This window comes from Glaciibacter superstes DSM 21135, assembly GCF_000421145.1.
GTDB classification, from domain to species: domain Bacteria; phylum Actinomycetota; class Actinomycetes; order Actinomycetales; family Microbacteriaceae; genus Cryobacterium; species Cryobacterium superstes.
Map to the genome: position 1 here is coordinate 104,764 of NZ_ATWH01000007.1, position 20,607 is coordinate 125,370.

General features: G+C 64.8%; 21 protein-coding genes. 6 read left to right on the top strand and 15 right to left on the bottom strand.

Annotation, left to right across the window (positions count from 1 at the left end; translation table 11 throughout):
• Positions 1-72: 72 nt before the first annotated feature.
• The 7 genes from K323_RS0111205 to K323_RS0111235 are packed head-to-tail and all read right to left on the bottom strand — an operon-like array spanning position 73 to position 7,846.
• Positions 73-1,401: an amidohydrolase gene (locus tag K323_RS0111205; RefSeq protein ID WP_022885373.1), complete on the bottom strand. Its 1,329-nt coding sequence runs from the start codon at positions 1,399-1,401 to the stop codon at positions 73-75.
• Positions 1,398-2,156 (bottom strand): nucleoside phosphorylase, encoded by a 759-nt coding sequence (locus K323_RS0111210; RefSeq protein ID WP_022885374.1) that lies wholly within the window; start codon positions 2,154-2,156, stop codon positions 1,398-1,400. The genes K323_RS0111205 and K323_RS0111210 overlap by 4 nt, the downstream gene beginning before the upstream one ends.
• Positions 2,153-3,229 carry a translation initiation factor eIF-2B alpha/beta/delta subunit family protein gene (locus tag K323_RS0111215; RefSeq protein WP_022885375.1) on the bottom strand — a complete coding sequence of 359 codons (1,077 nt, stop codon included), beginning with the start codon at positions 3,227-3,229 and terminating at the stop codon, positions 2,153-2,155. The genes K323_RS0111210 and K323_RS0111215 overlap by 4 nt, the downstream gene beginning before the upstream one ends.
• Positions 3,219-4,187 carry an ABC transporter permease gene (locus K323_RS25505; protein ID WP_022885376.1) on the bottom strand — a complete coding sequence of 323 codons (969 nt, stop codon included), beginning with the start codon at positions 4,185-4,187 and terminating at the stop codon, positions 3,219-3,221. The genes K323_RS0111215 and K323_RS25505 overlap by 11 nt, the downstream gene beginning before the upstream one ends.
• A gap of 2 nt (positions 4,188-4,189) precedes the next feature.
• Entirely contained in the window at positions 4,190-5,212 is a 1,023-nt protein-coding gene (locus K323_RS0111225; RefSeq protein WP_022885377.1) for an ABC transporter permease, read from the bottom strand.
• Complete coding sequence (locus K323_RS25510) at positions 5,209-6,810, bottom strand: ABC transporter ATP-binding protein (protein WP_084697208.1); 1,602 nt, start codon at positions 6,808-6,810, stop codon at positions 5,209-5,211. The genes K323_RS0111225 and K323_RS25510 overlap by 4 nt, the downstream gene beginning before the upstream one ends.
• Positions 6,794-7,846: a BMP family ABC transporter substrate-binding protein gene (locus K323_RS0111235; RefSeq protein ID WP_022885379.1), complete on the bottom strand. Its 1,053-nt coding sequence runs from the start codon at positions 7,844-7,846 to the stop codon at positions 6,794-6,796. The genes K323_RS25510 and K323_RS0111235 overlap by 17 nt, the downstream gene beginning before the upstream one ends.
• Before the next feature lie 103 nt (positions 7,847-7,949).
• On the opposite strand from K323_RS0111235, the gene K323_RS25515 reads away from it, so the two are divergent.
• From K323_RS25515 to K323_RS0111255, 4 genes are all read left to right on the top strand, one after another.
• Positions 7,950-8,681 (top strand): GntR family transcriptional regulator, encoded by a 732-nt coding sequence (locus K323_RS25515; protein ID WP_022885380.1) that lies wholly within the window; start codon positions 7,950-7,952, stop codon positions 8,679-8,681.
• 45 nt (positions 8,682-8,726) lie between these two features.
• Positions 8,727-9,362 carry a class II aldolase/adducin family protein gene (locus K323_RS0111245; protein WP_022885381.1) on the top strand — a complete coding sequence of 212 codons (636 nt, stop codon included), beginning with the start codon at positions 8,727-8,729 and terminating at the stop codon, positions 9,360-9,362.
• A 64-nt stretch (positions 9,363-9,426) separates the two neighbouring features.
• A complete protein-coding gene (locus K323_RS0111250; protein WP_022885382.1) occupies positions 9,427-10,959 on the top strand; it encodes an aldehyde dehydrogenase family protein in 1,533 nt (510 codons plus the stop codon).
• A gap of 37 nt (positions 10,960-10,996) precedes the next feature.
• The gene (locus K323_RS0111255; protein WP_022885383.1) at positions 10,997-12,193 is read left to right on the top strand and encodes an MFS transporter; all 1,197 of its coding nucleotides are present in this window, start codon (positions 10,997-10,999) and stop codon (positions 12,191-12,193) included.
• A 43-nt stretch (positions 12,194-12,236) separates the two neighbouring features.
• On the opposite strand, the gene K323_RS25520 is transcribed toward K323_RS0111255, so the two are convergent.
• The 7 genes from K323_RS25520 to K323_RS25535 form a co-directional block, all read right to left on the bottom strand.
• A complete protein-coding gene (locus K323_RS25520; RefSeq protein ID WP_033372892.1) occupies positions 12,237-12,509 on the bottom strand; it encodes a hypothetical protein in 273 nt (90 codons plus the stop codon).
• A complete protein-coding gene (locus K323_RS25525) occupies positions 12,506-13,177 on the bottom strand; it encodes a DUF308 domain-containing protein (protein WP_022885384.1) in 672 nt (223 codons plus the stop codon). Before K323_RS25525 ends, K323_RS25520 begins: the two co-directional genes overlap by 4 nt.
• Before the next feature lie 126 nt (positions 13,178-13,303).
• Complete coding sequence (locus K323_RS0111270) at positions 13,304-14,677, bottom strand: NAD(P)(+) transhydrogenase (Re/Si-specific) subunit beta (RefSeq protein ID WP_022885385.1); 1,374 nt, start codon at positions 14,675-14,677, stop codon at positions 13,304-13,306.
• Positions 14,674-15,024 (bottom strand): NAD(P) transhydrogenase subunit alpha part 2, encoded by a 351-nt coding sequence (locus tag K323_RS25530; RefSeq protein ID WP_022885386.1) that lies wholly within the window; start codon positions 15,022-15,024, stop codon positions 14,674-14,676. Before K323_RS25530 ends, K323_RS0111270 begins: the two co-directional genes overlap by 4 nt.
• On the bottom strand, positions 15,024-16,202 hold the full coding sequence (locus tag K323_RS0111280; RefSeq protein ID WP_022885387.1) for a Re/Si-specific NAD(P)(+) transhydrogenase subunit alpha: 1,179 nt from the start codon (positions 16,200-16,202) through the stop codon (positions 15,024-15,026). Before K323_RS0111280 ends, K323_RS25530 begins: the two co-directional genes overlap by 1 nt.
• 111 nt (positions 16,203-16,313) lie before the next feature.
• Positions 16,314-16,976 carry a pentapeptide repeat-containing protein gene (locus tag K323_RS0111285; protein WP_026851551.1) on the bottom strand — a complete coding sequence of 221 codons (663 nt, stop codon included), beginning with the start codon at positions 16,974-16,976 and terminating at the stop codon, positions 16,314-16,316.
• Positions 16,977-17,002: 26 nt separating this feature from the next.
• Positions 17,003-17,602 carry a TetR/AcrR family transcriptional regulator gene (locus K323_RS25535; RefSeq protein ID WP_022885389.1) on the bottom strand — a complete coding sequence of 200 codons (600 nt, stop codon included), beginning with the start codon at positions 17,600-17,602 and terminating at the stop codon, positions 17,003-17,005.
• Positions 17,603-17,669: 67 nt separating this feature from the next.
• Here K323_RS25535 and K323_RS25540 point away from each other — a divergent pair, with 67 nt between their 5' ends.
• A complete protein-coding gene (locus tag K323_RS25540; RefSeq protein ID WP_022885390.1) occupies positions 17,670-18,446 on the top strand; it encodes an ABC transporter ATP-binding protein in 777 nt (258 codons plus the stop codon).
• Positions 18,443-19,768: an FtsX-like permease family protein gene (locus K323_RS0111300; protein WP_022885391.1), complete on the top strand. Its 1,326-nt coding sequence runs from the start codon at positions 18,443-18,445 to the stop codon at positions 19,766-19,768. The genes K323_RS25540 and K323_RS0111300 overlap by 4 nt, the downstream gene beginning before the upstream one ends.
• A 346-nt stretch (positions 19,769-20,114) precedes the next feature.
• Here the strand turns inward: K323_RS0111300 and K323_RS0111310 are convergent, their stop codons facing one another.
• On the bottom strand, positions 20,115-20,585 hold the full coding sequence (locus K323_RS0111310; RefSeq protein WP_245570969.1) for a MarR family winged helix-turn-helix transcriptional regulator: 471 nt from the start codon (positions 20,583-20,585) through the stop codon (positions 20,115-20,117).
• Positions 20,586-20,607: the final 22 nt, after the last annotated feature.

The window sequence follows — 20,607 nt, forward strand, 5'->3', positions numbered from 1 at the left end:
CGTTCCGCGGGTCACTCTCGACCGGAAAGGTCACATTCGCTCATGCCTGCGCCGGCATGACCGGTTCGGGCGTCATGACTCGCTGACGGCGGCCTGGGCAACGGCAGCAACGGCGACGAGGTCGTCGAGCGCACGGGCTTCGTCAATGGTCTGGAGAACCCGGTCCCTCATCACGATGCGTCCGTTCACAATGGTGTGCTGCACATCTGACGCACCCGACCCGTAGACGACGGCAGACCACGGGTCAACGCCGGGCGCCGCACCGAGCGTGTTGGTGCGCACTACCTGCAGATCGGCGACCATGCCGGCCTCGAGCGTTCCCACCTTCTGTAGTCCGAGACCACGCGCGCCGTCGACAGTGCCGAGGCGAATCGCACGTTCCGCGCTGATCAGGGTGGGATCCTCAGCGACCCCCTTGTGCAACAAAGCTGCCATCCGGGCGGCCTGGAACATGTCGAGCATGCCAGCGGATGCCGCACCGTCGGTTCCGAGGGCGACCGCAGCGCCGGCCTGCAGCAGCTGCGGCACCCGGGCTACTCCGCAACCAAGCTTCAGATTTGACACGGGGCAGTGCGCGACGGTGGAACCCGCATGCGCGATGGCGATGATCTCAGCGTCGGTCAGATGAACCGCGTGGGCCAGGACGGTTTGCGGGCCGACCAGGCCGGCGTCGGCCAGCACAGCCACTGGACGGTCATTGTGCAATTGGTTGACCAGGGCAAGCTCGCCGCTGCTCTCGGATGCATGGGTGTTGATGCGTGCGTCGAACCGGGCGGCCAGGGCGCCGATCCGTTCCAGCTGATTCGTGTTGAGGGTATATGTCGAGTGCGGCATGACCCACAAGTCTTCGTCGGGGCGATCATGCTGGTTCTCCGACAGGATCGCTTCTGCGCGCTCGAGCATTCCTTCGAAATCGCGACCCTCCGGGTCGGCGTCTCCCATGAAGGTGGGGCCGTTCAACAGCCGGAACCCGATCTCACGAGCAGCACGGCGCGCTGCCTGCGGAAACCAGTACATGTCGAGGGCGGTCGTCGTGCCGCCGGCGATGCACTCAGCCATCGCCGCGCGGGCTCCGACCGTCACCATGTTTTCGTTGAGCGACCGGAGCTCGGCACGGACCAGGCGGTCGAGGAACTCTTCAAGCGTGACGTCGTCGGCCAGCCCCCGGAAGACATTCATAGCCAGGTGGGTGTGCGTGTTCACCCATCCCGGCATGACGGTGCATCCCGGGCTGTTGATGATCTCGGCAGCCCGGTAGCGGCCGAGAATCTCCTCCTTCGTACCGACATCCTGAATCACACCGCCCCGGATCACGACAGCGCCGTTCTCGATCACCGTGCTCGCCGCATCCATCGCGAGCACCGTTCCACCGGTCAGGATCAGGTCGACCTGTGTGGTCATGCGATGACCGAGGGCCGTTCGGGGAGCGCCACCAGGGCATTCAGGCTGACGGTGATTCCCCGGCTGACGCCGTCGGCAACGACGGAGCGGTGGGGGTCGTAACCGGTGGTTTCGACCAGTTCGTCTGCCGCGGACCCGTCGATGACCACAGCGCCTGCCGCCCGCACTCCGCGGGTCGACGCGAGCACCAGAAGGGCAGAGAGTTCCATCTCGATCGCGAGTACACCGAGCTCCACGTAGCCGGTGAGGCCAAGGTCGATGACGCCGGGGTAGAAGGCCGCCCTGGTCCACACCACTCCGCGGTGGTGAGGTGCTTCTTCTTCACCCGCTGCCTGGGCGAGAGCAATAACGAGCTCAGCGGCCGACGCGGCCGGGTAGCTCTCTGGCACCAGCTGGTGCGTCACCCCGTCGTCGCGCACGCAGGACTCGGCGATGATGAGGTTGCCGTCGTTGATGCCTCGCTGCAGCGACCCGGCGGTTCCCAGCCGGATGAGCGTGTTCACTCCCGCATCCATCAGCTCCTGGAACTGGCAGATCGCTCCTGCGCCGCCGACGCCGTGTGAGGAGACGATGACCTCCGTGCCTTTCCAGGTGCCGCGGAATGTGCGATATTCGCGCTGGTGCGCTACCTCCTGCACATTCTCAAGCTGCCGGGAGATCCTCTCAGCGCGGAACGGGTCGCCGACCACGAGGGCCCGAGTGGGCATGCCCGTCTTGGGGATTCCGGTGACCGGGAAGGTCTCAATCTGGCTCATGCGTTCTCCTTCGGGTAGTGCGAGTCTGCGTTGTGCGAGTCTGCGTAGTACGAGTCCATGTCGAGCGGTGCGAAGCGGCCACGGTCGGTGGCGATCGTGCTCACGAATCGTGGGGGCGTCGCGTCGAATGCCGGGTAGATCCCTGACACACGATGGGATGCCGTGCGGGCACCGAGCGTGTGGAGCACCTCGTCGCCGTTGCGGTCTTCCATTTCCACATCGGCGATCACCCTGGCCTCGGCGTCTGGAGCGTGCACGAGGGCGATATACGGCACGCCGAGAGCGTGCGCAGCGAGGGCGATCTGCAGCGTGCCCACCTTGTTGACCACATACCCGTCCATGGTCACCCGGTCCGCGGCGGTAATGAACAGGTCCACTTCGCCGCGCGCCATCAGGTGCGCGGGCATGGCGTCCGTGATGAGGCGGGTCGGCACGTCCATTTCGGCCAGGCTCTCCGCGGTCAGGCGGGCACCCTGAAGGTAGGGGCGGGTCTCGGTGCAGATCGCCTGGATCTTCTTGCCCGATTCCAGCACTGCGGCGACGGTCTGGGTGAGGTATGACTCCGCCCAGCAGTGGGTGAGGATGGTGGCGCCGTCTGGGATGAGTTCGGCGGCAAACTGGCCGAGGCGGTAGCTGCGCTGGTGGTAGCTGTCGCTCGCCGCGACAGCGGCAGCGGTGATCGTCGGAGCCAGATCCTCCCCGCGTGACAGCGTTGCGTCTGCGACGCCGAGGAGAGCCGTGACGACCTCGCGAATGTGATTGTTCGTCTTTCGAGTCGCGATCAGCCTCTGGCCGGCGGCGTGGATCGCCGTGCGGCGGCCGTCAACCGTACTGGCGTCTTTATCGGCCGCTTGGGCGGCAAGCATCATTCCGCCCGCTGCCGCAAACCACGGCCCGCTGCTCTGGGTGACCATCTCCTCGATGGCACGGGCGACGTCTTCCGTGGTGCGGCACTCCACCCACACCTTCTCAAAGGGGAAGACACGTCGGTCGAGTATGCGCACCACGTCGCCGTCGAGCAGAACGCTCTGGGCGACAAGCGTCGGCTGTGATGCGAGTATGTCATGAGACATGGTTTTCTCCTTGGGAGACGGTTGCCCTGGTTGCAGGGTCGGTGGGGACGGGTGGCGTGGCGCCACCACCGGATGGCGCAGGGCTGTTAGTGCCCCGCGCACGACGGACGGTCAGCGTGCGCCGGCGCACGCTGACCAGAACGAGTGCTGCCAGCGTGATCACGTACGGTGCGGCGGTGGTGAACTGAGACGGGAGTCCGAGGCCCTGCAGACGGAAGCCGACCGCCTCCGTCACTGCGAAGAGCAACGCCGCCACCAGCGTTCCGATCGGAGCTGCCTGGCCGAGCATGACGACGACCACTGCAACCCAGCCACGCCCGGCGGTCATGTTCTCGGAGAAGAGCACCACGTTCCCCAGCGCCAACTGGGCGCCGGCCAATCCGCACAATGCACCGGATGCGAGTACCGCGGCGTGCTGGTATCGCTTGGTATTCACACCGAGGCTGCGTGCAGCGCTGGGGGATTCCCCGACGCCTTGCAGCCGGAAGCCCCACACGGTTCTGCGGAGGAACACGACAAAAATGGGAACCAGGGCCCACGACAGGTAGGTAAGGGGCGACTGGCTGAGAAAGATCGGCAAGCCGTCGAGCGCGGGATCCTGGAACGTGCCCTGCGCCCCGAGTACCGTGCGCACAAGGAATGAGGTCAGGCCGACGGCGAGGAGATTGAGCGCGATTCCGACGATGATCGCGTCTGCGCCCAGGGTCACCGATGCGAACGACAGAATCGCGGCCATCAGCATCCCGGCGATAACCGCGGTGATGACGCCGATCCAGGCGTCACCACCGAACCAGCTCCCAGCGACCGCCGCAAAGCAGCCAACCAGCATGAAACCCTCGAGGCCGATGTTGAACACCCCTGCCTTCTCGCAGAGCAGGCCGCCCAGGGCAGCGAGGAGAACCGGTGTCAGGGCACGCATCACTGACTCGAGCAAGGCAAGGTCGAATATCTCAGTCATGGTCAGGCAACCTTCTGCTTCTTCCGTGCGTTCAGCGCAATAGCACCCGCGAGCACGATGATGATGACCGCCTGCAGAATCGAGCTGAGTTCACGTGGCACGAACGTCTCGCGTTCCATGGCCGCGCCGCCCACCTGCAGGGCAGAGAAGAAGACGGCGGCGACAACGGCTCCGACCGGGTTCGCCCTGGCGAGCATGGCGGCGAGCAGCCCGGTCCAAACATAGGCAGGAGTGATCAGTGCGCCGTCCACGAAACGGAACGGGAACGCGGTGACGACGAGGGCTCCTGTAACCCCGGCGATCATGCCGCCGGCTGCCATGACCCAGAGAGTCATGCGAGAAACTGCCACTCCGGAGTATCCGCTGAACTTGCGGTTGAGCCCGGTCATCCGAATTTCGAAGCCGGCCGGCAGCATCCTGTCGATCACGATCACCACCGCGATGATGACGATCAGTACGAACAACGCGCCTGTTACCTTGCCGAATTGCGGCATCTGAAAGGCCGCCGGAAGAGTCTCGGTCTGAGGCAGCCCTGTGCCCTTGTCGAGCAGCACGAACCGCACCAGGAATGAGGTGACGGCGACGATCGGATAGCTCAGCAGGAGCGAGCTGATGAGCAGCGGCACACCAAGCTTGTTCTCCATGATCGCCGGCACGAAACCGATGACAGCGCCGACGAGGGCCGCAGCTCCGATGGCGAGGATGAGTGAAAGCGGGAACGGGAGATCAGCGAAGTAGGTGCCAACGACCACAGCGGTGATTCCGCCGCCCACCAATTGGCCCTCGCCACCGAGGTTGATGAGGCCGGCGCGCAGCGGCAGAGACACCGCCAGGGCGCAGCCGATGACGGGAATCGCGAGGCTGAGCGTGGCCGCCCAGCCATTCGGCCCAAGGGAGCCGACAATGATCTGGCCATAGGCCTGGAGCGGGTTGCTTCCGCTGATCAGCATCAGGGCGGCCCCGATTGCGAGGGCAATACCGAGTGCGATCAACATCGGCCGCAGAGATGGCCACCATGCCCTCATGTGGTCTCCTCCGATCCGGTCAGGGTCTGTTGGGTGATGCCGGCCATGGCCAGGCCGATCTTCGCCTCCGTGGCGTCTGCTCGTGGGTATTCGGCCACGACGCGACCGCCGTACATAACGAGGATGCGATCGGCGAGGGCGAAGAGCTCACTCAATTCGGCAGAGGTCAGCACGATCGCATGCCCGCGATCGCGGTAAGCGCGAAGCCGGCCATGGATGTTCTCGATTGCACCGATGTCCACGCCTCGCGTGGGCTGGTCGACCAGAAGCACTGCGGAATCGTGTGACATCTCTCTGCCGACGATGACCTTCTGCAGGTTGCCGCCCGAAAGGGTTCCCGCCTCCACTTTGGCATGCGAAACCCTGATACCGAAGGCCTCGATGATGTCGGCGCTGTGCCTCTTCATTGCAGCCCGGTCGAGTCGCCAGCCTTTTCGCAGCGGGGCCCGCCGGTGGAATCCCATCGCCAAATTGTCCGAAACGGATGCCGTGACGGCCGATCCGACGCCACGGCGGTCTTCGGGGATATAGGCGATTCCCTTCCGACGACGTTCCGCGGCGGAAAGCTGATGAATGTCGGTGCCGTCCAGCTCCACCACGCCCGAACTGTGCCCACCGAGCCCGGCGATCGATTCGATCAGTTCGGTCTGCCCGCTGCCGGCGACGCCGGCGATTCCGACGATCTCACCGTGGCGCACGCTGAAGTTCGCGTCGCTCACGACCATCACTCCCAGTTCATTCTGAACAAACAGGCCGTCGACGCGAAGGGCGACACCTGCAGGTGATCCGGCGTTGTAACGACCGTCGAGGTCAACGTCCCGCCCGGTCATGTGATGTGCCACCTCGGCCGGATTTGTTTCTGAGGTGGTGAGCGTGGCGATCGAGCGGCCGTCTCGCAGGACGGTGATCCGGTCGCTGAATGCCATCACCTCTCGGAGCTTGTGCGTCACGACAACAATGGTGCGGCCCGCGTCCCGCAGTTCCCGGAGCACGGCAAAAAGATCGTCGACTTCCTGGGGTGTCAGCACGGCGGTCGGTTCGTCCAGGATGAGAACTTGCGCATCGCGGTGCAGTGCCTTCAGGATCTCCACCCTCTGGAGCATCCCTACCGAGAGCTGGCCGACTTTCGCATTCGGGTCGACGCCCAGGCGATAACGATCTGCCAACTCGCGCACCCGTTCGCGCGCCTCTCGCCGGCTCAGGAACATCCCCAGACGAGTGGGCTCAGCTCGGAAGGCCACGTTCTCGGCCACCGTCAACGACGGGAAAAGCTTGAACTCCTGATGCACCATGCCGATGCCGGCTTCTGACGCGGACACCGGGGAGGAGAACGAAACGGTCTGGCCATCGAGCCGGATCTCGCCGTCGGTCGGCTCCTCCAGCCCGCAAAGAATTGACATCAGCGTCGATTTTCCGGCGCCGTTCTCACCGACCAGCGCATGTATCTCCCCGGGATTCAGAACCAGGTCGACGTGGTCGTTGGCCATGACTCCGTTGCTGTACCACTTACTGATCCCACGCATTTCAACGGTGGTGGCGCCGGGCGCCGCGCTCTGCGGACGCCCGGCCGTCACGCCACCGTTAAGCGGCCGGGTCATCGACCGTGACATCGCCGGAGACGATCTGGTCGCTGACCGCCTTCACCTGCTCGATGATTTCCGGGTAATCGGCGATGACACAGCCCGATTCGCCGACGCCGTCGGTGAGGCTCGTGAGGGTCACAGCGCCTTCTGCCAGACCATACGACTTCACGTCTCCGGTCAGGCCGCCGACGATCGCCTCGACGGATGCCGAAATGACGACGTTGACCTCCTTCAGCACATTGTCGAGCACTGCGCCGGGAGCCTGCGGGCACTGGTTCGTATCCACGCCGATCGCGAGACTGCCCGAGCTCTTCGCGGCGTCAAAGACACCGGAGTTGCCACCGGCCGAGGAGGCCATCACAATGTCCACACCTGCATTGGCAAGCGAGAGTGCCTGTTCCTTTGCGCGACCCGGGTCGTTGAACGGATTCTGCCCTCCCACGTACAGCGGGGTGAACTGCACTGCGTCGTTGACCGACTGCGCTCCCACACCGAACGGGTCGGAGAAGCGACGGATCTGGGGCGTGTCCAGGGCGACGACGGCTCCAACCTTATTGGATTCCGTGATCAGTCCGGCTTCGACGCCGGCGAGGTAGACCGCCTCATGCTCGCGGAAGACGGCACAGCTGACGTTCGGAAGCGCATCCGCGATGCACGCGTCGACGAACAGGAATTGCTGCTCGGGGTTGTTCGGAGCGAGAGCAGTGATCGAGTCGACGAACTCGAAGCCGACAGCGACGATGACATCGGGCTTGGCCGCGATCGCGGCGTCGAGCTGCTCGCTCACCTTGCTGATATTGGCGCTCTCGAAAACACGTGACGAGCCGTCGACGGCTTCCGCGGCCTCTTCGATGCCCTGGATGGCGAGTTGGAGGAACTCATTCGCTCCCGCCGGCTCAGGGGTCACCAGGATGAGGGTCGGGCCATCACTCTCGCCGTTTCCGCTGTTTGTATCGTTGCCAGTGTTCGCGGATGCATTGCACCCCGTCAGTCCCAGACCCAGTACGGCGATGGCCGCCACCGCGGTCATCCGTTTGATTGTGGGGTGCATCTTTGCCTCCGGTAAGTTGTAAGACGATTGACGTTTTACGTCTTCTCAATTACGTATAGAGTAGGGCCCATGCAGGCAACCGTCAAATAACGTTTGGAACCCCATGACGCGCAAACCACTGAGAGACAACCGCTCATTGCCCGTGCAGCTCGCTGCCGTCCTCCGCGCTCGAATCACATCGGGAGAATGGTCACCCGGAGAGCAGCTGCCGTCCGAACAGGCGCTGGCCGATGAGGCCGAAGTCAGCAGGCCGACGGTACGCGCTGCACTCCGTCAGCTTGCCGCAAGCGGATTGATCCGGGTGCGCCAGGGCTCGGGTACCTTTGTGACCTCCCGCGGTCCTGGCGTCGTCGCGGGACTCCAAGAGTTGCGTTCCATGAGTGAGATCATTTCCGAGCAACGCGCGAACTCACAGGTGAAATACCGGTTGCGGGAACTTCGCCCAGCTACGGCCGAGGAGGCCGCCTACTTCGATGCGGAGCTCCCCTTCCGCGTGATCGCCGTCGAGCGCAGCTTCGTTTCCGACGAGGAGGTGATCGCGGTGGAGTGGTCACTCATTAATGCCGATCTGGTACCCAATGTCGATCCGGCGGACATCTCCGGATCGATCTTTGCGCTACTTGAGCCGCTCGGACTCCTGCCAGATCAGGCCATCGCCACCGTGCACGCGGTCAACGACGACACGATTGCCTGGCCGGAGAACGCCGGCCGTTCGTCCTCGCTCTACCTCTGCCTGACGCAGCAGTCGTACATGCTCGACGGTCGGGTGATCAGCTGGTCGAAAACCTACTTCACCGAAGGCAACTTCGAGTTCCTTCTGGTGCGTACTCGCTAGTACGTCATCAACAACCAGCCTGCGTTGACTTCAAAGGAGAATGCCATGACGATGAGCGCAACCGTACTCGAAATCACCGCCGAACTTGCCGCCGTCGGCCGGGCGGCCGTGTCCAGCGGACTTGTGCTCGCTAGCGGGGGGAACCTTTCGGCGCGGCTCCCCGACGATAATGCGTTCGTCGTTACCGCCTCAGGCACCTGGCTGGATCGGCTGATGCCCGCTGACTTCAGCATCGTATCGATGTCTGGTGAGGTGCTCGAGGGGCACGCCACGCCCTCCAGCGAGTGGAAATTGCACCAGCGATCCTATGCGGCCAGGCCCGACATCAATGCCGTGGTGCACGTTCACCCTCAATACGCCGTTCTGCTTGACGCTCTTGGGCACCCCATCCGTTTGATGACGCTGGATCACGCCTACTACGTCAAGTCTGTGGGCGTCACGCCCTACTTCCCGAACGGCTCCGACGATCTTGCCGACTCAGCAGGCGAACAAGCAGTCGAGCACGACTGCGTCCTGATGAGTCACCACGGTTGCTCCGCTCTCGGGGACTCTGTCGAGATGGCCTTCCGACGCGCCCTCAATCTCGAAGAGGCGGCCGCGGCCACTTACCGTGCCATCGCCATCGGAGACTTCACCACGACGTTCCCCCCGGCGGACTTCGCGCAGCTTCACCACGCCTAGCCGGCGCGGTCGCCCGTTTCCCCTGCTCCACATCTCCGTCGCTACACAGAAAGCCACCGTTGATATGACCTCGAGTCCGACCGCGCCGCTGCTGAACCACACCCATGACGACATCAGTAAGGCGACCCGCGCATTCCTGAACGCACCCCCGCAGTTGCTGATCGATGGCGTGATGGTGGATCCACGCTCTGGCGCCACCATGGACGTGATCGACCCGGGCACCGGCAAGAAGATCGCCGTCGCGGCCGTCGCCGGACAAGCCGATGTTGATCTGGCCGTCGCCGCAGCACGTCGCGCGTTCGACCTGCGAGCGCCGTGGCGCACCATGAATGCCCTGGACCGCGGGCGCATCATCCACCGCTTCGCCCGCCTGCTGGAAAGCCATGCCGATGAACTCGTCGAGCTGGAAGTGCTGGATGGTGGAAAGCTGAGGCACGCTGCCGCAACCGTCGATATTCCACTCGGCGTGAACCATCTCGACTACTTCGCGGGCTGGACCTCGAAGATCGAGGGAAACACGATCCCGGTATCAGTGCCAGACACCATGGTGCGCACCGAACGCGAACCGGTCGGAGTGGTGGCGCAGATCGTGCCGTGGAATTACCCCCTCCTGATGGCGCTATGGAAAGTCGCGCCAGCCCTCGCGGCTGGGTGCACCATCATCCTGAAGCCCGCAGAGAACACGCCGCTGACCGCGATCCGCCTTGGCCAGCTCGCACTGGAGGCCGGTTTGCCAGCCGGTGTGCTCAATATTCTCACCGGCTACGGCGCCGAAGCGGGCGAAGCGCTCGTCGATCACCCTGGCGTTGACAAGATCGCATTCACCGGTTCAACGAGGGTCGGCAAGCGGATTGCCGCCCGGGCCGCTTCGCAGGTCAAGCGCGTGACGCTGGAGCTCGGCGGCAAGAGTCCGAACATCGTCTTCGCCGACAGTCCGGTCGATGTGGCTGCCGCCGGCGCCGCCAATGCCATCTTCTTCAATGCCGGGCAGGCGTGCGCCGCCGGGTCTCGTCTGTATATCGAGTCACGCATCTTCGACGACGTCATCGGTGAGTTGAGCAGCATCGCCTCGAACCTCGAAATCGGACATGGCCTGAACCCGGCCTCCACGATCGGACCGGTCATCAGCTCGCGTCAGTTCGACACCGTGCGCAACTATATTGATGGGGCCCTGGCAGAAGGAGCGACCGTCGCCAGTGGTGGCTCTGACCTGCCCACCGGAGTGGACCAAGACGGGTACTACGTGCGCCCCACCGTACTCACCGACGTCAACGAGTCGATGACCGCTGTGCGCGAAGAGATTTTCGGTCCGGTGGTCGTCGCGCAGCCATTCGACGACCTCGAGGACATCGCACAACGAGCGAACGATTCGCCCTACGGCCTCGCCGCAGGAATCTGGACCAGGGACATCGGGCGCGCGAACCGACTTGCTCGGATGCTGCAGGCCGGCACCGTCTACATCAATATGTACGGGGCAACCGACGCTGCCGCCCCGTTCGGTGGGTACAAGCAGTCCGGCTACGGACGCGACATGGGGCACGCAAACCTGGAGTCCTACCTCGAGACGAAGTCCATCTGGACCAACCTGGCGCCGTGAGTACGCTGGGACCGGCGCTGGCCAGCCAGCGCTCCCGGTGAATGCGAGGGCCCAGCTCACCTGGGCGATTTGCACACAGATCCTCGCCATCTCCTGCTGGTTGAACACTGCAGCGACGCTGCCAGCCATCTCGGCCGAATACGGCCTCGGCGACGGGGCTGCCAGCGCGCTGACAGCCGCCGTCCAGGGCGGATTCGCCGCCGGGGCCCTCGCCCTGGCGATCCGTCGCACAACCGACCGGGTTCGACCGGCCATCCTGATCTCGGTGGGTTCCCTGGCCGCGGCGGTCTTCACTCTGCTGCCCGCGCTACTGGAGATCAATTTCATTTGGTTCGTTGTGTCGAAGGCCTCCGTCGGCCTGGCGCTTGCCGCCGTGTACACCACAGGAATGCGTGTCGTGCTCTCCTGGGCGCCACCGCGGTATCGCAGCCTTGCCGTCGCGGCCCTCGTGGCGTCGCTGACCGTCGGTACTGCCGCGCCGCATCTGCTGACGGGATCGGTCGGCAGCGGGCAGTGGCGCGCGTTGATGATTCTGACGGCCGCTCTCGCCCTGGTCGCCGCACTGATCGGGTTGACGTCGCGCACGGGGCCCCATGTCTCCCCAATCCGTGAGGTCACGCTGTCGGATGCACTTGCGGTGGTGAGCAACCCCGTTCAGCGACGGATCACGATCGCCTACGTGGGTCACATGTGGGAGGTCTACGGGTTGTGGGTATGGGTACCGTCTCTGATGCTCTCACTACCCGAGATCACCACACTCCGCGGATCAGAGAGTGCGGCAGCTGTCGGCGGTTGGACATTTGTCATCATCGGCGTGGCCGGCACCATCGGTTGTTTCGTCGGCGGCTTCCTGCCCCACTTCTCCAGTAGACGGCTGGTCGCTCGCGCCGTGGTCGCCGTTTCGGCGGTCTGCGTGCTGCTCACCCCCCTGCTGGCTGTGGTTCCGTTTTGGCTCTCACTCGGAGTTCTTGTTGTGTGGGGCGCTGCAACGATCGGCGATTCAGCTTTGTATTCGGCGATGACCGGACGCGAGTCTGGCCAGGCTGCAGTCGGTACGGCGATCGCCACCCAGATGGGAATCGGGTACAGCGTAAGCATCGGCGTCGTTTACGCGCTTCCGCTCGCCGCCGGATTGGTCGGGTGGCAATTCGCCTTCCTCATCCTGGCAATCGGTCCAGCGGTGAGCTTCGTCGCCCTCAGACCCTGGGATCGTCGAACGCCGATTACGCACTAGGGGTGACGCAGTTGATCTGAACCCGAAGAGGCGAGACGGGTCTCTAGCGCGGGTTGTTGTTGAGGTCGACGTCCGCGTTGGGCTTCAGGCGCCGAGCGAACAGTGCGGTGACGACGAGCACAACGACAAACGCAATCACGAGGCTGACCAGCGACAGCCACACCTCGCGGGTGGTGAGAAGGGTCACCAGCCCCACAAACAGTGCCGTTCCGCCGGAGAGGCCGAACAACTCGGCTGTGCTGAGCGCGCTCGAAGAGCGACGTGGGGGCCCTCCAGCCCCGGGCTGGTTGGGCGCGGCTGGTTGGTTCTGGGTCACGAGCGTTCCGATTCGTTGGTTGCGGTGGCGAGCGAGCGCGCGGCATCCGTCGCCGTGAATTTCAGCGAGAATCCGCCGATCAGCAGAAAGACACCGAGCACCACGAAGTACGCGCCAAGCAGCCCCACCGACACCACGTCGTTCGGCGGCAGCAGCAGGAAGACCAGGGCAAGAACGGCGGTGAGGATTCCGGCGAACATCCAGTCCCTGGCGGCGCCACCTCTGGCAGCGCTGCCTTTCGGTGTGCCGCGGCGGGAACGAACCCGTACGCCGCTGTAAAGCTCGACGAAACCGGTGGTGGCTGCCCACACGCTCACCAGATACAGGAAGAAACCGAGACCGCCGCCATTCACGGCCAGCGCAAGCGCACCGGCGACAACACCGACGACACCCTGAATCACAATCAGGTTGCGGGTGACCGGGTCGCCCAGCATTCGCCAGCTCAGGATGCCGGTGAGCAGGCCACTCAGAACGGCGAAGGCCCCGAAAACGATGAGCCCGAACTGGGCGGAATGGTTCGGGCTGAAGGTGATCACCGCCGCGGGGATCAGCGCGATGACGGCACGGGCGATGGGGACGATCCAGTACCGCGGGCTCTCGGAGGCGCGTTCGGTTCCGGCCACACCGTTTCGGGCGACGGAGTCGGGTGCTGGCTGGGCATTCGCCACTGCGTTGACCTCTTTCTCGCCTGAGCGTCCGACCGCTGCAGGCTGCCTGACTAGTCTACGTGCGGTGCTGGCGCGCAGCTTCAACGTGGCGACTCCGATGCGGCAGAGCGCGAGTCAGAGCCTAGATCAGAGCGCCTTGACGGCCCCGAGCACCTTGGTCAGTGAGTCCTTGGCGTCGCCGAAGAGCAGCGTCGTCTTGGGGTCAAAGAGCAACTCGTTCTCGATGCCGGCGAACCCCGGACGCATCGAGCGCTTGAGGAACACCACCTGGCCGGCGTCGCCGACCTCGAGTATCGGCATGCCGTAGATGGGGGAGCCTGGGGACGTCTTCGCCGCGGGGTTGACGACGTCGTTCGCGCCGACGACGAGTGCGACATCCGTGTTCTTGAATTCTGGGTTCACCTCCGCCATCTCCTTGAGCGACTCGTACGGCACATTCGCCTCGGCGAGCAGCACGTTCATGTGCCCAGGCATCCGCCCGGCGACCGGATGGATGGCGAAGTCGACCTGGATCCCCCGCTCCTCGAGGGCGGTGGCGAGCTCCGCCACCGTGTGCTGACCCTGTGCGACGGCGAGGCCGTATCCGGGCACGATCACGACTCGTTGCGCGTATCCGAGCAGCACCGCGACGTCCTCCGGCCCCGTCGATCGCACCGGACGATCGCTCTGCGTCGTCGACCCCGCGGTCGACCCGCCGCGGAACGCACCGAACAGGATGCCGCTCACCCCACGTCCCATCGCCGACGCCATCGCCCTGGTGAGGATGGTGCCGCTCGCGCCGACCAGCGTTCCTGCAACGACGAGCAGTACATTGCCGAGCACGATTCCGGATGCCGCGACCGCAAGCCCGGTGAACGCGTTCAGAAGTGAGATGACGATCGGCACGTCAGCGCCGCCAACCGGCAGCACCAGCAGGAGCCCGGCGGCCAGGCCGAGCACGAGAAGGGCGATCGCCCAGCCGGCAGAACCGGTCGCGACGATGAACCCGCACGCGACGATCGCGGCGACCAGGGTCGCAGACATGACCCAGCGCATGCCGGGGAACAGCAGCGGCCGGGTGGTGATCAGCTCCTGTAGCTTGGCGACCGTGACGGCAGAACCAGAGAACGACACCGCACCAACGAGCATGGTGAAAACCACGGCGACACGCACCCACGGATCATCCGTGTGCCCGAGTTCCAACACGGCGACGAGGGCTGCGGCACCTCCGCCGACCCCGTTGAACAGGGCCACCAGTTGGGGCATCTGGGTCATCTGCACGCGCCTGGCAATCGGTGCGGCGATGCCTGCACCCACGATGATCGCGATCAGGATTGCCGGGATGTTATCGAGTTTCACCGACAGGAAGACAGTGATCACGGCAACCAGCGCACCGGCGGAGCCGACCAGGTTGCCGCGCCTGGCCGTCTTCGGTGAGCTGAGTCCCTTGAGCGCGAGGATGAAGCAAACCGCGACCGCCAGGTAGAGAAGTGCAGTCCATTCGGCGGGAAGGAGGCTCACTGCGCGCCTCCCTTTGTGCCGGTGCCGGTGCCGGTGCCGGTGCCGGCGTCGGTGTTCGTGTCGGCCGGTGGCTTCCTCGCCCGGAACATGTGCAGCATCCGATCGGTCACCACGAAGCCGCCGACGAGGTTCGCGGTCGCCAACACGACGGCGAGCAGTGCCACGGCCAGGATCCACACATCAGACGCCTGCCCTGCGACGATGATCGCCCCGATCAGGATGATGCCGTGGATCGCGTTCGCTCCAGACATCAGGGGCGTGTGCAGGGTGCTGGTGACCTTCGACACCACCTCGAAGCCCACGAAGACGGCGAGCACAACAATCGTGAGCAGGGTGACGGGGTCCATCAGCGCTCTCCTTCCTGGTCGGCGCCGTCAGTTACGGCGGCGGCCCCCAGAGCTGTAGCCGTCGGGCCGTGCCGCACCTCGCCATCGTGGGTCAGGCAGGCGCCCGCAATGACTTCGTCGTCGAAATCCACGTGAAGCGCGCCGCCCTCGATCATCAGGGCAAGCAGGTTGGCGACGTTCTTCGCGTACAGGCGCGAGGCATCCGTTGGCAGAGCGGATGCGGCGTCCTTCATCCCGACCAGGGTGACCGAACCGTCGCCGTTGTGCGTCGGCACAGACGCGTCACTGCCTGCGACGACGCCCTCGACATTTCCGCCGGACTCGGCGGCGAGATCGACGACGACCGACCCTGGCTTCATGGCGGCGACCATGTCTTGAGTGACGAGGAGGGGCGCCGGCCGGCCGGGAATGGCGGCTGTCGTGATCAGCACGTCGGCGTCGGCGACGTGGGGCGCGAGCAACTCGCGTTGACGCACGGCGCGGTCTTCGCTGAGCTCCCTGGCGTACCCGCCTGCGCCCTCGATCGCGTCGAGGTCGAGGGTGACGAACGTTGCGCCCATCGAGGCGACTTCGTCAGCGGATGCCGGACGCACGTCATAAGCGAAGACCCGGGCTCCGAGACGCTTGGCTGTGCCGATCGCCTGGAGCCCGGCGACACCGGCGCCAAGCACCAGAACGCGGGCAGGCGGAACGGTGCCTGCCGCCGTCATGTACAGCGGGAAGAACCGCGGCAGGCGCATGGCGGCTTCCAGAACGATGCGATATCCGGCGACGAGGGCCTGGGAGGTCAGCGCGTCCATGGACTGGGCGCGTGAGATGCGCGGCACCAGTTCGAGAGCGAACGACGTGATGTGAGCCCGAGCGAGAGCGGCGACCGTCGGCAATTCCGTCGAGGGGGAGGCGAGTCCGATGGTGATGGTGCCGGGCGCGAGACGGGTTGCGATGTCTACGGTCAGTGGTCGCACATGGCAGAGTACGCTCAGCGCGGCGAGGTCGAGCCGGTCGACGACCGTGGCGCCGGCATCCGTGTATGCCGTGTCTGGGTGCCCGGCATCCGTTCCAGCACCCGATTCGATTTCGACCTCGGCGCCCAGTGCTGTCAACTGGGCCACTGACTCCGGTGTGGCTGCGACGCGCCGCTCGCCGTCCTGCTGTTCCCGAGCTATGCCGACCTTCACGTGCGCCCTTCGGTTCCTGGCGCCGTTGCTCACGCATCCGTTGTTTCCGATGCGTACGCGACATCGCGCACTGGTCTTCGTAGCGTACCGGGGCTCGGCGCCGAAGCGCGATCAGTCTTCGACTTTGATGCCGAGTTGAGTGGCGAAGAGCGACGCAAGTTCACTCACCTGGAACGAGTTCACGGTCGCGCCCCGCAATCCTTCCAGTCCGGTGATGCTGCACAGGTCGAGGCCGCGCAGGTCGACATTTTCGAGCGTGGCTCGGGTGACGTCCAGGCTGCGCACAGCGGTGTCGGTGAAGGCGACGCGCTGTACGGTGGCACCGCCGAGGTCGAGTTCGTCAATGGTGCAGTTGCTGAAGAGCACGTCTCGCAGCACGGCGCCGCGCAGGTTCACGAAGCCGAGCTTGCAGTTGCTGATGTGCACCGACTCCCAGGTCGAGTCGTAGAACTCGGCTGAGCCGAGCCGGGAGCCGTCCAGTTCGACGTCACGGAAACGAGAGCGGGACGCCGTGAAGATCGGCGCGTTCAAACGTTCGAAACGGGTGTCGACAAAGCTGGCAGAACGAAAGTCGGTTTCGTGTGCGACGAGATCGAGGAGTTCGCATTCGGTGAAGGTGACGCCCGCGAGATCGCGGCCGCTGACATCCGCTCCGCTGAACCGTTCACCGTCACGGCTGCCGTGCGCGTCGATCGCGCCAGCGTCACCATCGGTCAGGTCGATGAGGCGAATCGGATCGATCCGAGGCGCGATCGTGCTGGGTTTTTTTGCCATTTTTCCCTTGTCACCCGGTTGGCTGATCAGCGCCACCATGTGCGGCCCGTGCGTATCCCTGAGTCTGTCTCGAAGACCTCGGCCGCGGTCGGAGCGCTGTCTGGATCCGTAAGGAGCTGCAGGGCGAGCCCGACGAGCAGTGAGTAGTAGTGAGACCCCACGGCGCGTCTGGCAGCAGGGTCGCTGTCGTTGCCCAACCCGGCGAATGCGAGGGCGAGCGCGTCTCGTGATGCCGCCTGGCCATCAGCGTTCATCTGTCGGATCTCGGGATCGTGTTGAACGAAGGAGATCGACTCGAAGTTGACGAACCACAGCTGCTCATTCGAGCGGATCGACTCGATCACCCTCACCCAGAGCTCGATGACCCCGGAGCCATCCGGCGGGCCGCACGATGCCACCTGCTGTGTCGGGTCCACGCCCAGAGCCTCGAACAGGAGCATTCCCCACTCCCGGTTGAGATCGAACAGGGCCTGGTTCAAGAGCCTGTCCTTCGACCCGAAGTGATAGTTGATCGATGCCTGATTGGCCCCGCTCTCCTCGACCAGGTCCCGCACGGTCGTCGCAGCGTAGCCCCTGCTGAGCAGACAGCTGCGGGCCGCAACAAGGAGGTTGTCTCGATGGCTCATACGACGTAGTCTATCTCGAAGTAATGCAAACGTTCGTTTCAAACGATCATTTTAATCGGAGACTCGCATGACCATCACGATAGACAAAACCGTTGCGCTCAGCACCACAGCGCTGAGCTGCACCTACGACACCGGCGGCACGCCGATCCATGCGCTGCGCAGCGTCGATCTGACCATCAGGCGCGGCAGCTTCACTGCCATCATGGGCCCGTCAGGGTCGGGAAAGACCACGCTGATGCACTGCGCAGCGGGCCTTCAGAAGCCGACTTCAGGATCAGTGCACCTCGGCGATTCCGAGGTGACAGCGCTTGACGAAAAGAGTCTGGCGCGCCTGCGCAGAGTCGCGATCGGCTTCGTCTTCCAGTCGTTCAATCTGCTTCCCGCGCTGACAGTCATCGAGAACGTCGAGCTGCCCGTACGGCTCGAGGGCATTCGCCCAGATCGGGCCGCCACCGAGCGGCTGCTGGCACGCGTTGGACTCGGTGAGCGCACGTCTCATCGCCCGCCACAGCTCTCCGGCGGGCAGCAACAGCGCGTAGCGATCGCCAGGGCTCTGATCGCAGAACCCGCAGTCGTCTTCGCCGACGAACCCACCGGCGCACTCGACCTGCGCAGTGCTCGCGAGGTGCTCACCCTGTTGCGCGAGCTCGCGGACGCCGGACAAACGATCATCATGGTCACCCATGACCCGGCCGCCGCGGCCTACTCCGACGAGGTGCTCTTTCTGGCAGACGGTCGCATCGTCGATCGGTTGCCCGACCCCACCAGCCGCGACGTCGCCGTGCGCATGTCAGCCCTGCTCGACCAGGCGGAACGGGCGAACGCTACCGGAGTGGCACTGTGATCCGGCTCGCGCTGCTGTCGATCGCGCGCCATCGAGCCGGCGCCGCGGCCACCGCCCTCGTAACCCTCGTCGGTGTAGTGCTTCTCTCCGGCATGGCCGGCGTGATGGCGACAGGGTTGGCTGCGAGCACTCCCGGCGACGATCGAGCGTTCCTTGTGCAGTTCCCGGCGATCCTCGGAAGCTGGATCCTCGGCATCGTTGCGTTCGCCGTGATCTCGACTGTCGGTGTCGCGCTCGGCGGTCGCACGGATGAAATCCGGGGGCTCAGACTTATCGGCGCGACCCCCGGTCAGGTGCGGCGGATGGTTGCCATCGAGACCCTGGTGATCGCGACGACCGCCGCCGTCCCGGGAGTTCTACTCGGGTACGCGCTCGGCGCAGTCATCGTGACGACGACCGCGACGACCGGAGTGATCTCGGGAGCCGGCGGGTTCGTCCCCGGGGTGCTGGCCCCGGTCCTGGCCGGTTTGATCGTCATCGCCGCCGCCACCATCGGCGCGTTCGTTGGCAGCCGTGAAGCGGCCAACCGAAGCCCGATCGGAGAGCCGACCGCCAAGAGGCGCTCACAGGCCGCACGGCCGCGTCGCATTCTGGCCGGGGCGCTGATCCTCATCGGCCTGGCATCCTCCGCGACAGCACTCGTCATGGAGCCGGACTCGGTCTACGCCACCGCGGCGACCGGGCCAGGATGCGTGCTCGTGGCAGTCGGAGCTGCGCTCCTGGCTACCGAGATGCTGACGCTGGCGGAACGCACCCTGCTCGTCGCGCTGCATCGCCTGGGCGGTGTAGGGGCCCGCCTCGCCGCCACCAACATACGGATCGCGCCAGAGCGCATCCGCCCGGCAGTCACCTTTCTCACGCTGTTCGTTGGAGTCGCCGCAGGCACGTTGAGCATGCAGTCGATCGAAAACCAGGCAGCCGGCTCCGGCGACGGCATAGGACAGCTAATGGCCGCCATCAACTACCTCGTTGTGCTGCTCATCGCCGCCTTCATGTCGATAGCCCTCATCAACAATCTGATCGCGTCGATCAAGCAGCGACGCGGCGAACTGGCGGTCATGTCGTCGATCGGCGCCACCACCGGCCAGTCGACACGCATGCTCGTCTGCGAGACCGCCATGGCGACAATCGTCGCCGTAGTTGTCGGCCTTGTCGGCTCGATCGCGGCAGTCATCCCATTCGCGATCCTCAAGACGGGAACGGTTGCCGATGCTGTGCAGGGACTTCCACTCATCGCAGTCGTCATTGCGGCCTCGGGCATCGCCCTGCTCACGACCGTTATCACCGGAAAGCAGACAGCTCGTACTGCCCGTGCCGTGTGATTGGGTCTCAACGGCCTCGGGGAACTGTGGGGGCGGAATGGCGGCTTTAACCGGAATCGACGACGGGTTATCGAGCGTCGCTCGCAAAGCCTGCCGCGCGCAGCTCTGAGAGATACGCGCTGTCAGCGGGACGCAGGTAATAGGCCTCGGACCTGTCATCCTCGGTTGCGCCTCTGCGGACAGGCGCCCCTCCTGCTCCGATCACTGCGTCAAGCGCCGCCGTGGTGAGGGCTGAGCCGGGATTGCTCAGAAGCCAATCCTGCGCAGTCTTTCCACAGCGTGTGAACCAATGTTGAACGTCGCTCGTTGTCATACGACTACCTCACACCATGTCCTCGGCACACGGTCAAGTAGCCCGCTCCTTCGCGACAGGGGCATCCACGCCCAGATGTCGGCGAAGCGCGGCGGAGGTGTTGTCGAGGTGGGCGAGCTGTTCCGGGGTGAGAGCCTCGACGAAGAGCTCGCGCACCGCGCGCAGGTGCGGAACTGACCCGGCTCGGAAGGCGGCTCGACCAGATTCCGTCGCGGTGACATCCACCCCATGCACATCATCCGCACAGGGGACCCGCCGAATCAGGTGACGCTTCTCCATCCGTCCCAGATGATGCGAGAGTCGACTGCGCTCCCATCCGATCAGCGTCGCCAGCTCCGAGGACCGCAGAGTATGCTGCGGCGCCTCCGTCAGGGCGAGCAGCACCTGGTAATCCCCCGTCGACAGCGACGACTCGCTCTGCAGGCGACTCCCCAGACTCGTGCTCAGTGCCTGCGCCGTCTCGATATAGTCCCGCCAGATGCGCAGCTGATCTCGCGTGGGCATCGTCCGGTGATTCTCGGCCATC

Coding starts and splice junctions, on each gene's coding strand:
- K323_RS0111235 (WP_022885379.1), bottom strand. CDS start 7,846: ATGCACCCCACAATCAAACGGATGACCGCGGTGGCGGCCATCGCCGTA.
- K323_RS0111310 (WP_245570969.1), bottom strand. CDS start 20,585: ATGCCCACGCGAGATCAGCTGCGCATCTGGCGGGACTATATCGAGACG.
- K323_RS25505 (WP_022885376.1), bottom strand. CDS start 4,187: ATGACTGAGATATTCGACCTTGCCTTGCTCGAGTCAGTGATGCGTGCC.
- K323_RS25535 (WP_022885389.1), bottom strand. CDS start 17,602: ATGAGCCATCGAGACAACCTCCTTGTTGCGGCCCGCAGCTGTCTGCTC.
- K323_RS25510 (WP_084697208.1), bottom strand. CDS start 6,810: ATGACCCGGCCGCTTAACGGTGGCGTGACGGCCGGGCGTCCGCAGAGC.
- K323_RS0111245 (WP_022885381.1), top strand. CDS start 8,727: ATGACGATGAGCGCAACCGTACTCGAAATCACCGCCGAACTTGCCGCC.
- K323_RS0111210 (WP_022885374.1), bottom strand. CDS start 2,156: ATGAGCCAGATTGAGACCTTCCCGGTCACCGGAATCCCCAAGACGGGC.
- K323_RS0111215 (WP_022885375.1), bottom strand. CDS start 3,229: ATGTCTCATGACATACTCGCATCACAGCCGACGCTTGTCGCCCAGAGC.
- K323_RS0111225 (WP_022885377.1), bottom strand. CDS start 5,212: ATGAGGGCATGGTGGCCATCTCTGCGGCCGATGTTGATCGCACTCGGT.
- K323_RS0111285 (WP_026851551.1), bottom strand. CDS start 16,976: ATGGCAAAAAAACCCAGCACGATCGCGCCTCGGATCGATCCGATTCGC.
- K323_RS25515 (WP_022885380.1), top strand. CDS start 7,950: ATGACGCGCAAACCACTGAGAGACAACCGCTCATTGCCCGTGCAGCTC.
- K323_RS25530 (WP_022885386.1), bottom strand. CDS start 15,024: ATGGACCCCGTCACCCTGCTCACGATTGTTGTGCTCGCCGTCTTCGTG.
- K323_RS25540 (WP_022885390.1), top strand. CDS start 17,670: ATGACCATCACGATAGACAAAACCGTTGCGCTCAGCACCACAGCGCTG.
- K323_RS0111205 (WP_022885373.1), bottom strand. CDS start 1,401: ATGACCACACAGGTCGACCTGATCCTGACCGGTGGAACGGTGCTCGCG.
- K323_RS0111250 (WP_022885382.1), top strand. CDS start 9,427: ATGACCTCGAGTCCGACCGCGCCGCTGCTGAACCACACCCATGACGAC.